The organism is Streptomyces sp. NPDC000878 (assembly GCF_053599695.1).
Genome location: NZ_JBSFMT010000045.1, coordinates 75,218 through 87,872, shown reverse-complemented (window position 1 = coordinate 87,872; position 12,655 = coordinate 75,218). Strand labels below are relative to the sequence as shown.

General features: G+C 70.2%; 9 protein-coding genes and 1 riboswitch. Of the genes, 8 read left to right on the top strand and 1 reads right to left on the bottom strand.

Going from position 1 to position 12,655, the window contains the following annotated elements:
- Positions 1 to 151 precede the first annotated feature (151 nt).
- Complete coding sequence (locus ACWDR4_RS31995) at positions 152 to 889, bottom strand: class II aldolase/adducin family protein (RefSeq protein ID WP_450413604.1); 738 nt, start codon at positions 887 to 889, stop codon at positions 152 to 154.
- A gap of 196 nt (positions 890 to 1,085) precedes the next feature.
- On the opposite strand from ACWDR4_RS31995, the gene ACWDR4_RS31990 reads away from it, so the two are divergent.
- From ACWDR4_RS31990 to cobO, 8 genes are all read left to right on the top strand, one after another.
- The gene (locus tag ACWDR4_RS31990) at positions 1,086 to 1,859 is read left to right on the top strand and encodes a lysozyme (protein ID WP_450413603.1); all 774 of its coding nucleotides are present in this window, start codon (positions 1,086 to 1,088) and stop codon (positions 1,857 to 1,859) included.
- Between the two features lie 115 nt (positions 1,860 to 1,974).
- Complete coding sequence (locus ACWDR4_RS31985) at positions 1,975 to 3,231, top strand: anion permease (protein ID WP_450413602.1); 1,257 nt, start codon at positions 1,975 to 1,977, stop codon at positions 3,229 to 3,231.
- Positions 3,232 to 3,320: 89 nt separating this feature from the next.
- On the top strand, positions 3,321 to 3,542 hold the full coding sequence (locus ACWDR4_RS31980) for a hypothetical protein (protein ID WP_450413601.1): 222 nt from the start codon (positions 3,321 to 3,323) through the stop codon (positions 3,540 to 3,542).
- A gap of 125 nt (positions 3,543 to 3,667) precedes the next feature.
- Positions 3,668 to 3,807, top strand: a riboswitch (cobalamin riboswitch).
- A 107-nt stretch (positions 3,808 to 3,914) separates the two neighbouring features.
- Positions 3,915 to 4,862, top strand: a complete 948-nt coding sequence (locus ACWDR4_RS31975; RefSeq protein WP_450413600.1) for a cobalamin biosynthesis protein — start codon at positions 3,915 to 3,917, stop codon at positions 4,860 to 4,862.
- Positions 4,859 to 6,382 (top strand): cobyric acid synthase, encoded by a 1,524-nt coding sequence (locus tag ACWDR4_RS31970; protein WP_450413599.1) that lies wholly within the window; start codon positions 4,859 to 4,861, stop codon positions 6,380 to 6,382. The genes ACWDR4_RS31975 and ACWDR4_RS31970 overlap by 4 nt, the downstream gene beginning before the upstream one ends.
- Positions 6,379 to 10,035, top strand: coding sequence for a cobaltochelatase subunit CobN (gene cobN / locus ACWDR4_RS31965; protein WP_450413598.1), 3,657 nt, complete (start codon positions 6,379 to 6,381; stop codon positions 10,033 to 10,035). The genes ACWDR4_RS31970 and cobN overlap by 4 nt, the downstream gene beginning before the upstream one ends.
- Positions 10,032 to 12,053 carry a putative cobaltochelatase gene (locus ACWDR4_RS31960; protein ID WP_450413597.1) on the top strand — a complete coding sequence of 674 codons (2,022 nt, stop codon included), beginning with the start codon at positions 10,032 to 10,034 and terminating at the stop codon, positions 12,051 to 12,053. The genes cobN and ACWDR4_RS31960 overlap by 4 nt, the downstream gene beginning before the upstream one ends.
- Positions 12,053 to 12,652 carry a cob(I)yrinic acid a,c-diamide adenosyltransferase gene (gene cobO / locus ACWDR4_RS31955; protein ID WP_450413596.1) on the top strand — a complete coding sequence of 200 codons (600 nt, stop codon included), beginning with the start codon at positions 12,053 to 12,055 and terminating at the stop codon, positions 12,650 to 12,652. The genes ACWDR4_RS31960 and cobO overlap by 1 nt, the downstream gene beginning before the upstream one ends.
- The last annotated feature ends 3 nt before the right edge of the window (positions 12,653 to 12,655 follow it).

The window sequence follows — 12,655 nt, the reverse complement described above, 5'->3', positions numbered from 1 at the left end:
CGTCCTCAAACGCCGGACGGGCTGGAGGGGCGGGCGGCGCTGATGGGTGCGGGTGGGTGGGAAAGAACGCGCTGAACACGCTCGTCCTCAAACGCCGGACGGGCTGAAAGATCAAGCCCCGCCCGGGCTGGATGGGCCGGAGACGCAGGCCCTACCTCTGCTGCTGCCCGTACCCCCTGAGGCGCTCCCCCGCCTGGTTCACCTGGGTCTCCGTCAGGAGGGTCGGGGAGAGGCCGGGCAGGGCGGACGCCGTCAGCCAGACGCGGCACATCCACTCCAGTTGGGCGGTGCGGTCGTACGCCTGGTCGAGGGTGGTGCCGTACGCGATCGTGCCGTGGTTCTGGAGGAGGCAGGCGGTGCGGTCGGTCAGGGCCTGGAGCGTGTTCTCGGCCAACTCCGGCGTGCCGTATGTCGCATACGGGGCGACCCGGACAGGGCCGCCGAGGTCGGCCGCCATGTAGTGGATCAGCGGCAGCTCTCGTACGAGCGTCGAGACGGCCGTCGCGTGGACGGCGTGGGTGTGGACGACGGCGCGGGCGTCGGTGGCGCGGTAGACGGCGAGATGCATCGGCAGTTCGCTCGTCGGGGTGAGGGTGCCGAGAACCTGGCGGCCGGTCAGGTCGACGCCGACGATGTCGGCGGGGGCGAGCCGTTTGTACGGAACGCCGGACGGGGTGACCAGGACGGTGTCCCCGACGCGTACGGAGACATTGCCGGAGGTGCCGACGACCAGCCCGTCGGCCACCGTGCGGCGGGCCGTCGCGACGAGCGCGGCCCAGGCGCGCGCCTTCTCGTCGGGCACGGCGTCGGGCACGGCGCGCTCCTCCGCCGTAGTCGCCTCCGGCGCACTGTCCCCCACGTCACGTCCGTCCCGTCGCTGCTCAGCCATGCCGTGATCCTGCCAGGCGCGGTCCCGGGCCGACGCCGGGCGAGGGCACTGTAGGGCCGAACTCCGTTGGCCGTAAGGGCGCATATGCGCATGCATCGGCGCGTGGGCGCGCTTTGGCCGGAGAGCGATGGCGATTTGTCGATCTTCCAGTAGCCTCTGGGAGATTTTTCCGTACGCAGCCATTCCGGGGGGACACATGGCCCGCGATCCCAAGCCGTTACAGCCCGTCCGTCGCACACCGTTACGTCGCCGTTCGCGCGCCCTCGCGGCCACCGCTGCGGCGCTCGCCATCGGGGGAACCGTCCTGACGGAGGTTCCGGTCTCGGCCGCCGCGAAGCCCAAGGGGCACGACGTCTCGTCGCACCAGAAGAACGTCGACTGGCGGGCCGCGAAGGCGAAGGGCGCCACCTTCGTGTACGTCAAGGCGACCGAGTCCCACACCTACCGCAATCCGTACTTCAGCCAGCAGTACAACGGTTCACGGGCCGCGGGCCTGATCCGCGGCGCCTACCACTTCGCCCTGCCGGACAAGTCGTCCGGCATCACCCAGGCCCGGCACTTCGTACGCAACGGCGGGGCCTGGCGCGCGGACGGCTGGACGCTGCCGCCCGCGCTCGACATCGAGTACAACCCGTACGGCGAGAAGAAGTGCTACGGCCTGAGCAAGGCGAAGATGGCGAGCTGGATCACGGCCTTCAGCAACGAGGTCAACCGGCTCACGGGCCGCCGTCCGGTGATCTACACGACCGCCCACTGGTGGAACAACTGCACGAACAGCAGCAGTGTCTTCACCTCGAAGCACGCCCTGTGGCTGGCCCGCTACAACGCGGCCGACGCCGGGGCGCTGCCGTCCGGCGGCTGGAAGCTCTGGACGTTCTGGCAGTACGACAACAGCGGCACGCTGCCGGGTGACCAGAATCTCTTCAACGGGACGTCGGCCCAGCTCAAGCGGTTCGCGAAGGGGGCGTGAGGCGGGGCCCCACACCAGGTCATCCTCCATCTCCCGTCAGTTCATCTTCCGTTCATCCAGATTGCTTACGGTCCACCAGCCACTGACGTCCCGAAGAAATCTGGGTAATGGGTACATGGAAAGCTTCTCGCTGATCCTCGCGATCGTGGTCGTCACCGCGCTCGCGTTCGATTTCACGAACGGTTTCCACGACACCGCCAACGCGATGGCCACCACCATCTCGACCGGCGCACTGAAGCCCAAGGTCGCGGTGGCCATGTCGGCCGTCCTCAACCTCGTGGGCGCCTTCCTCTCCGTGGAGGTCGCCAACACGATTTCCAAGGGCCTTGTCGACGAGAGCGGTATCCGCCCAGAGGTGATCTTCGCCGCGCTGGTCGGCGCGATCCTCTGGAACCTGCTGACCTGGCTGGTCGGGCTTCCCTCCAGTTCCTCGCACGCCCTGATGGGCGGCCTGATCGGCGCGACCATCGCCTCGGCCGGCACGGGCGCCGTCCACGGCGACGTCCTGGTGACGAAGGTGCTGATCCCGGCGATCGCCGCCCCGATCGTGGCGGGCATCGCCGCGATGCTGGCAACCCGACTGTCGTACCGGCTCAGCGCCAGGCAGGCCGAGGGCAAGGCGGCGGAGAAGGGCTTCCGGGCCGGCCAGATCGCCTCCGCGGGCCTGGTGTCGCTGGCCCACGGCACGAACGACGCGCAGAAGACGATGGGCATCATCACCCTCGCCCTGGTCGCCGGTGGCGCCGTCGCCCCCGACTCCGACCCGCCGGTCTGGGTCATCCTCTCCGCGGGCCTGGCCATCGCGCTCGGCACGTACCTCGGCGGCTGGCGCATCATCCGCACGATGGGCAAGGGCCTGACCGACCTCCAGCCGCAGCAGGGCTTCGCCGCCCAGACCAGCGCGGCGACGGTCATCCTGGCCTCCTCCCACCTCGGCTTCTCCCTCTCCACCACCCACTCGGTGTCGGGCTCGGTGATGGGCGCGGGCCTCGGCCGCAAGGGCGGCGTGGTCCGCTGGTCGACGGCGACCCGGATGTTCGTGGCGTGGGGGCTGACGCTGCCCGCGGCGGCGCTGGTCGGTGCGGTGGCCGAGTGGGTGACCGGGTTCGGCGACTGGGGCACGGCGCTGGTGGCCGTCTTCCTGATCGCTTCGAGCGCGGCGATCTGGGTCGTGTCGCGCCGCGAGGTGATCGACCACACGAACGTCAACGACGTCGAGGGCGAGGGTTCGGGCGAGGAACCCGCGGGCGTCGTCACGACGGCCATCGCCGCCGTGACCCCTCCCCCGGCGGGCACCGTGACCGACGACCTCACGGCCACCATCCCCTCCCCGGCCGAGGTCACGGCGAAGCCGTCGGCGACGGCCCTCTGAGGCCGGTTCCGCGTCCGGTTCTACGTCCCGGTTCTGCGTCCGGTTCCGCGTCCGTGTCCAAGTCCTAGTCCGAGCAAGGAAGAAGCAACATGAAGATCGACTGGGCGGCCCTCGGCTCCGTCTTCGGCGTCAGCCTCGTCATCACCGTGGCCATGGTGGGCGTCTTCACCCTGGGCATCGTCGGACTCTCGCGCCACGAAAGGGCGGTGGCGCAGGGCGGGTCGGCGGCGCCGGCGGTCGCGGGAGCGTACGCGTGCTTCGCCGCCTGCGCGGCCGTGGTGGCGTACGGGATCTATCTGATCGTGGCCTGAGGGTCCGAAGAGCCCGGCGGACGCCCCGCCGAGGGCACCTCTTCAGGCCCGCGATCCGGTCGCGGTGCGGTTGCGGTGTGGGGCTCAGCACAGTCCTCCTTTCCAGGTCAACGGCAAGTTGACGGGTGTTCCGGGCCCGTGGTGGACTGCCGGAGCCATGTACGGCGGCAGAAGAGGAAGCCGGTGCGAATCCGGCGCGGTCCCGCCACTGTCACCGGGGTAGGTAACCCCGGGAGCCAGGAACTCTCGCCGCCGGTCTCGTCGAACCAGGGCGTGGACACCCTGAGTGAGGACATATCGCCATGCTCGGCTGCCGTTCGCGTTCGAGGTCCATGACCGGGGTTTCTCCCGCCACTTCGGCCGGCTGAGCCGATGCGTGCCGATCGCGTCTTCGCGTACGGCGCCACCGCCGGACTCCTCGGTGATCTGGTCCTGGGCGACCCTCGCCGCGGGCATCCGGTCGCCGCGTTCGGCCGGGCCGCCGGCGCCGTCGAACGGGTGCTGTGGCGGGACCACCGGGGGTGGGGCGCGCTGCACACCGCCGTATGTGTGGGAGGCGCCGTCGCGCTCGCCGCCGCGGCCGGTTCCCTCGTACGTCCGTCCCGTACCGCTTCCGTCGCACTCACCGCCGCCGCCACCTGGGCCGTGGTCGGGGGGACTTCGCTCGCTCGTGAGGCCCGTGGCATCGGGTGGGCCCTGGAGGCCGGCGATGTCGAGGCCGCGCGGGAGCGGTTGCCCCACCTCTGCGGACGGGATCCGCAGGCCCTCGACTCCGACGGGATCGCCCGGGCCGTCGTCGAGTCCGTCGCCGAGAACACCTCCGACGCCGTTGTGGGCGCGCTGGTCTGGGGCGCTGTGGGTGGGGTGCCCGGGCTGGTCGGGTTCCGGGCCGTCAACACCCTTGATGCCATGGTCGGGCACAAGTCGTCGCGGTATCGGCGGTACGGGTGGGCCTCCGCCCGGCTCGACGACCTCGCCGGGTGGCCGGGGGCACGGCTGACCGCCGTACTCGCCGCTGTCGCCGGTGGTGATCCGCGCGGGGCTCTCCGGGCCTGGCGTGCCGATGCCGGGCGCCATCCCAGTCCCAACGCCGGGCCCGTCGAGGCCTCTTTCGCGGGGGCGTTGGGGGTCCGGCTCGGCGGGACGCTGTCCTACGCGGGGCGGGTCGAGCATCGGCCCGTGCTCAACGGGGAGTACGGGCGTGCCGTCGGCGTCCAGGACGTCGAACGGGCCGTACGGCTGTCCCGGCGGGTCACCTGGCTGGCCCTCGGGGTCAGTGTCGCCGGACGGCTCGTCGCGAAGAAGGGGCGTACCTCATGAGTGGCGGGGCCCTCGGTGGTGGGCTGCTTGTCGCCGGGACCACCTCCGATGCCGGCAAGAGCGTCGTCACGGCCGGGATCTGCCGGTGGCTCGTGCGGCAGGGCGTCAAGGTCGCGCCGTTCAAGGCGCAGAACATGTCCCTCAACTCCTTCGTCACGCGTGAAGGTGCCGAGATCGGGCGTGCTCAGGCCATGCAGGCGCAGGCGTGCCGCATCGAGCCGACGGCGCTCATGAATCCCGTACTGCTGAAGCCCGGGAGCGACCAGAGCAGTCAGGTCGTGCTCATGGGGAAGCCCGTGGGTGAGATGAGTGCGCGTGGGTATCACGGGGGGCGGCAACAGCGACTTCTCGGGACCGTTCTCGACTGTCTCGCCGAACTGCGGGGCACGTATGACGCGGTGATCTGTGAGGGGGCCGGGAGCCCGGCTGAGATCAATCTGCGGCGGACCGACATCGTCAACATGGGGATCGCGCGCAATGCCCGGCTCCCCGTGCTGGTCGTCGGCGACATCGACCGTGGCGGTGTCTTCGCCTCCTTCTTCGGGACGGTCGCTCTGCTGTCCCGCGAGGACCAGTCGCTCGTCGCCGGGTTCCTCGTCAACAAGTTCCGTGGCGATGTCACGCTCCTGGAGCCCGGGCTCGACATGCTGCTCGGGCTCACCGGGCGGCCGACGTACGGCGTGCTGCCCTTCCGGCACGGGCTCGGCATCGACGAGGAGGACGGGCTGCGGGTGTCCCTGCGGGGGACCGTGCGGGAGTCCAACGTCTCCCCGCCCGTCGGGGAGGACGTCCTGCGGGTCGCCGTCTGTGCGATCCCGCTGATGTCCAACTTCACCGACGTCGACGCGCTCGCCGCCGAACCGGGCGTCGTCGTACGGTTCGTGGACCGGCCGGAGGAACTGGCCGACGCCGATCTCGTCGTCGTACCGGGGACCCGGGGGACGGTTCGCGCGCTGGAGTGGCTGCGTCAGCGCGGGCTCGCGGACGCGCTGGTGCGCCGGGCCGCCGAGGGGCGGCCCGTGCTCGGCATCTGCGGTGGCTTCCAGATCCTCGGCGAGCGGATCGAGGACGACGTCGAGAGTCGCCAGGGTCTTGTAGAAGGCCTCGGAGTCCTTCCCGTACGGGTGCGGTTCGCCCGCGAGAAGACCCTCACGCGGCCCGTCGGTACCGCCCTCGGCGAGGACGTCGAGGGGTACGAGATCCATCACGGGGTCGCCGAAGTCGTAGGCGGCGAAGCCTTCTTGGACGGGTGCCGGGTCGGGAGCGTCTGGGGTACGCACTGGCACGGGTCGCTCGAATCCGACGGGTTCCGGCGGGCCTTCCTGCGCGAAGTGGCCGCCGCCGCGGGCCGCCGCTTCGTCCCCGCCCCCGACACCTCCTTCGCCGAGCTGCGCGAGGAACAGCTCGACCTGCTCGGCGATCTCATCGAACAGCACGCGGACACGGACGCGCTCTTGCGGCTCATCGAGTCGGGCGCGCCACAAGGACTGCCTTTCATTCCACCGGGAGCGCCCGCATGAGCACAGTGTTGTTGTTGTCGACCGCCGACACGGACCTGCTGGCGGCCCGGGCCGCTTCCGGTGCCTCGTACCGGATCGGCAATCCGACCCGGGTGGACGTCGCCGAGGAGCTGCCCGCGCTCGTCGAGGGCGCGGACATCGCCGTCGTACGGCTGTTGGGCGGGAAGCGGGCCTGGGAGGACGGGCTCGCCTATCTGAAGACGTCCGGTGTGCCGACCGTGCTGCTCGGCGGCGAGGCCGTGCCCGACGCCGAGTTGATGGCCGAGTCGTCGGTGCCCGCGGGTGTCGTCTCGGAGGCGCTGCGGTATCTCGTCGAGGGCGGGCCCGACAACCTCGTGGAGATGGCCCGGTTCCTGTCGGACACCGTGCTGCTGACCGGTGAGGGCTTCGTCGAGCCGCAGAAGATGCCCGAGTACGGGGTGCACGGCTCGTACGCGCGGGAGAGCGACCGTCCGACGGTCGGGGTGCTCTTCTACCGGGCCCACGAGCTGAGCGGCAACACCGGGTTCGTCGACACGCTGTGCGACGCGATCGAGGCGCGGGGCGTCAACGCCCTTCCCGTGTACTGCGGTTCACTGCGCGGGGCCGACGCGGGACTGTACGAGCTGCTCGCCGGGGCCGACGCCCTGATCGCCACCGTCCTCGCCGCCGGCGGCACCCACGCCTCCGAGGCCTCGGCCGGCGGTGACGAGGAGGCCTGGGACATCGGGGCGCTCGCCGACCTCGACATCCCTGTGCTGCAAGGACTTTGCCTTACGTCGTCCAAGGCTGCGTGGGACGCCTCGGACGCCGCCCTCTCCCCCATGGACGCGGCGATGCAGGTCGCGATCCCCGAGTTCGACGGCCGGCTGATCACCGTGCCGTTCTCCTTCAAGGAGGACGGCCCCGACGGCGTACCCGTGTACCGCGCCGACCCCGAGCGGGCCGCGCGCGTCGCCGGAATCGCCGTACGGCACGCCCAGTTGAGGCACAAGCCGAACGCCGACAAGAAGCTCGCCCTCGTCTTCACCGCCTACCCGACCAAGCACTCGCGCGTCGGCAACGCGGTGGGACTGGACACGCCCGCCTCGGCGGTACGGGTGCTGGACGCGCTGCGGGACGCCGGGTACGTCGTCGAGGGACACCCCGACAACGGCGACGAGTTGATCCACCGGCTCATCGCGGCCGGTGGTCACGACGTGGAGTGGCTGACGGAGGACCAGTTGGCCGCCGCTCCCGCGCGGGTGCCGCTCGCCGACTACCAGGCCTGGTTCGACAAGCTGGACGGTGAGTTGCGGGACGGGATGCTGGAGGCGTGGGGCGAGCCTCCGGGCTCCCTCTACATCGACGGGGACGACATCGTCCTGGCCTCCCTCCAGTTCGGGAACGTCGTCGTGCTGATCCAGCCGCCGCGCGGCTTCGGCGAGAACCCGATCGCGATCTACCACGACCCCGACATGCCGCCCTCCCACCACTACATGGCGACCTACAGGTGGCTGGAGAATTCGTTCGGTGCAGACGCGGTCGTGCATATGGGCAAGCACGGGACGATGGAATGGCTGCCCGGCAAGGGACTTGGGCTGAGCAAGGGGTGCGGGCCGGATGCCGTGCTCGGTGAACTCCCCCTCGTCTACCCCTTCATCGTCAACGACCCCGGCGAGGGCACCCAGGCCAAGCGGCGCGGGCACGCCACGGTCGTCGACCACCTCGTACCGCCGATGGCCCGCGCGGACACGTACGGCGACCTGGCGAAGCTGGAGCAACTCCTCGACGAGTACGCGCTCGTCTCCGACCTGGACCCGACGAAGGCGCCGGCGGTGCGCGCGCAGATCTGGACGCTGGTCAAGGCGGCCGAACTGCACCACGACCTGCATGTGGACGACCAGCCGGACGACGAGGCGTTCGACGAGTTCGTCATGCACATCGACGGCTATCTGTGCGAGATCAAGGACGTGCAGATCCGGGACGGCCTGCACATCCTGGGTGGTGGGCCGGTCGATGAGGCGCGGGTGAACCTCGTACTGGCCGTGCTGCGTGCCTCGCAGGTGTGGGGCGGCGCAGCAAACGCGCTGCCGGGTCTGCGGGCCTGCCTCGCCGAGCACTTCGGGCTGGTGGAGAAGGAGCTGCTGGCCGAGCCGGGGGCTCCGGTGAAGCTGCCGGTCGAGCTGACGGATCTGGTGGACGGGCCCGCGCGTTCGGCCGCCGACGCGATCGATCTGCTGGAGCAGCTGTGCCGGCGGCTCGCGGAGGGCATGGAGGAGCGGGCGTGGGAGGCGGAGACTGTTCCCGCCCTTGTGCGTGACGTCCTGGGCCTCGAACTGCCGGACGCCGTCGCGGTGTTGGAGTTCGCGTGCCGTGAGGTGGTGCCCCGGCTGGCCCGTACCACGGACGAGATCACCCACATCCTCAAGGCACTTGACGGGGGCTATGTCCCGGCGGGGCCTTCGGGCTCACCCACACGCGGACTCGTCAACGTCCTCCCGACCGGCCGCAACTTCTACTCCGTCGACCCCAAGGCCATTCCGTCCAGGCTGAGTTGGGAGGTCGGCCAGGCGCTCGCCGACTCGCTGGTGCAGCGGTACCTGACCGACAACGGCGAGTACCCGAAGTCCGTCGGCCTGACGGTCTGGGGCACGTCGGCCATGCGGACCCAGGGCGACGACATCGCCGAGATCCTGGCCCTGCTGGGCTGCCGTCCGGTGTGGGACGACGCGTCGCGGCGGGTGACCGGGTTCGAGGTGGTGCCGGTGGCGGAGCTGGGGCGGCCTCGTATCGACGTCACGGTGCGTATCTCCGGGTTCTTCCGGGACGCGTTCCCGCACGTGGTCGGGTTGATCGACGATGCGGTGCGGGCGGTTGCGGAGCTGGAGGAGCCGGCCGAGTCCAACTACGTGCGGGCGCATGTGGATGCCGATGCCGCTGAGCACGGGGATCGGCGGCGGGCCACGGCTCGGATCTTCGGGTCGAAGCCGGGGGCTTATGGGGCTGGGTTGCTGCCGTTGATCGATGCGCGGAATTGGAGGTCTGACGCCGATCTTGCCGAGGTGTACGCAGTCTGGGGCGGTTATGCGTATGGGCGCGGGCTGGATGGGCGGGCTGCTCGGGGGGACATGGAGACGGCGTTTCGGCGGATCGCGGTGGCGGCGAAAAACGTCGACACGCGTGAGCATGATCTTGTCGACGCCGACGATTACTTCCAGTACCACGGCGGCATGGTCGCGATGGTGCGGCATCTGACGGGGGCGAGTCCGGAGGCGTACGTCGGTGACTCGGCGACTCCCGACCAGGTGAAGACGCGGACGCTGGGCGAGGAGACCCACCGGGTTTTCCGGGCTCGGGTGGTCAATCCTCGCTGGATGGCGGCGATGCGGCGGCACGGGTACAAGGGCGCTTTCGAGATGGCCGCGACTGTGGACTATCTGTTCGGGTACGACGCCACGGCTGGGGTTGTGGACGACTGGATGTACGAGAAGCTGAGCGCGGAGTACGTCTTCGACCCGGAGAACCGGGACTTCATGAAGACGTCCAATCCCTGGGCGCTGCGTGGGATCACGGAACGGTTGCTTGAGGCCGCCGACCGTGGGTTGTGGGCCGAGCCGGACGCCGACACGATCGAGCGGCTGCGTGCGACCTACCTGGAGCTCGAAGGCGACCTGGAGGGCGACGACAAGTGAGTACCCCGTTTCCGTTCACGGCTGTTGTCGGCCAGGACGATCTGCGGCTCGCGCTGCTGCTGAACGCTGTCTCGCCGGCCGTGGGTGGCGTGCTCGTCCGTGGCGAGAAAGGCACCGCCAAGTCCACTGCCGTACGGGCCCTTTCGGCACTGTTGCCTGCGGTGGACGTCGTCTCCGGGTGCCGGTTCTCGTGTGATCCCGGTGGGCCCGATCCGGCCTGTCCTGATGGGCCGCACGAGGCCGGGGCCTATGAATCCCGGGCCGCCCGTATGGTCGAGCTGCCCGTCGGTGCCTCCGAGGACCGGCTTGTCGGTGCTCTTGATATCGAGCGGGCACTTGCGGAGGGCGTGAAGGCCTTCGAGCCCGGCTTGTTGGCCGATGCGCATCGCGGGATTCTGTACGTCGACGAAGTCAATCTCCTTCACGACCACCTGGTTGACCTGCTGTTGGACGCCGCCGCCATGGGTGCCTCCTACGTCGAGCGTGAAGGTGTCTCCGTACGGCATGCGGCGAAGTTTCTGCTCGTCGGGACCATGAATCCCGAGGAGGGGGAGCTTCGGCCGCAGTTGCTCGACCGGTTCGGGCTGACCGTCGAGGTCGCGGCCTCGCGGGAGCCCGATCAGCGGGTCGAGGTCGTGCGGCGGCGGCTGGCGTACGACGACGATCCTGCCGGGTTCGCTACTCGGTGGGCCGATGAGGAGTCCGCCGTACGGGCCCGGATCGTCGCCGCGCGGGAGTTGTTGCCGTCCGTGCGGCTGGGGGACGGGGCGTTGCGGCAGATCGCTGCGACTTGTGCTGCCTTCGAGGTGGACGGGATGCGTGCCGACATCGTGATGGCGCGGACTGCCGTTGCGCTGGCCGCCTGGGCCGGGCGTACCGACGTGCTCGCGGAGGATGTTCGGCAGGCCGCGTTGCTTGCCCTGCCGCATCGTCGGAGGCGGAATCCCTTTGACGCGCCCGGACTTGACGAGAACAAACTCGACGAGACGTTGGAGGAGTTCGGCGGGCAGGGGTCGGGGGAGGACGAGGATCCTGATCCCGATCCTGGGTCGGACGGGCCCGGTGGTGGTGGCGGTGGTGGGCAGGCTCCGGAGTCTGGCGGTCCGGAGGAGGATGACTCCGCCGCGCAGCCCGAGGCCGGGGAAGGTGGGGAGCCGCAGCCCTCGGGGGGCGGGGCCGGGGAGCAGCAGCCCGTGCGGGCCGGTGAGCCGTTTCGTACCAAGGTGCTGAGTGTGCCCGGTGTGGGTGAGGGTGCTGCCGGGCGGCGTTCGCGGGCGCGGACCGAGCGGGGGCGGACGACAGGGTCCCGGCGGCCTCAAGGGGCGCTCACCAAGCTGCACTTGGCGGCGACCGTGCAGGCCGCCGCGCCGCATCAGCTGGCGCGGGGGCGGGTCGGGCGTGGGCTGGTCGTGCGGCGGGACGATCTGCGGCAGGCGACTCGGGAGGGGCGCGAGGGGAATCTCGTGCTTTTTGTTGTGGATGCCTCTGGGTCCATGGCTGCCCGGCAGCGGATGAGTGCCGTGAAGGGGGCTGTGCTGTCGCTGCTCCTCGACGCTTATCAGCGGCGGGACAAGGTCGGGCTCGTGACGTTCCGGGGGGCGAGTGCGGAGGTCGCGTTGCCGCCGACGTCCTCCGTGGACGCCGCCGCCGTACGGCTGGAGTCGCTGCCGACCGGTGGGCGTACGCCGCTCGCGGCCGGGCTGCTGAAGGCGCATGACGTGTTGCGGGTGGAGCGGATGCGGGATCCGGCTCGGCGGGCGCTGGTGGTCGTCGTGACCGATGGGCGGGCCACGGGTGGGCCGGAGCCGGTCGCGCTGGCCGGGCGGGCGGCTCGGCTGTTCGCCGCCGAGGGGGTCGCCTCCGTGGTCGTCGACTGCGAGTCGGGGGTGGTTCGGCTGGGGCTCGCCGGGCAGCTCGCGGGGGAACTCGGGGGTACCGCTGTCACGCTGGACGAGTTGCGGGCCGAGTCGATCGCCGGGCTGGTCAAGGACGTTCAGGGCAACAGGAGGGCCGCGTAATGCCTCAGGGGCAGCCGAGTGTCGTGCCGGACGATGGGCTGACGACCAGGCAGCGGCGTAATCGGCCGCTTGTCGTCGTGCACACGGGGGTCGGGAAGGGCAAGTCCACCGCCGCTTTCGGGCTTGCGCTGCGTGCCTGGAATCAGGGGTGGCCCATCGGGGTGTTCCAGTTCGTCAAGTCGGCGAAGTGGAAGGTCGGCGAGGAGAACGCGCTTCGGGTGCTGGGGGCCAGCGGGGAGGGCGGGTCCGTCGACTGGCACAAGATGGGCGAGGGGTGGTCGTGGGTTCAGCGGGATGAGCAGCTCGACAACGAGGAGAAGGCTCGGGAGGGCTGGGAGCAGGTCAAGCGGGATCTCGCCGCCGAGACGTACCGGCTGTATGTGCTGGACGAGTTCGCCTATCCCATGCACTGGGGGTGGGTCGATGTCGATGAGGTCGTCGCGGTGCTGCGGGACCGGCCGGGGAACCAGCATGTGGTGATCACCGGGCGGAACGCTCCGGAGAAGCTGGTGGAGTTCGCGGATCTTGTGACGGACATGTCCAAGGTCAAGCATCCGATGGACGCGGGGCAGAAGGGGCAGCGGGGGATCGAGTGGTGACAT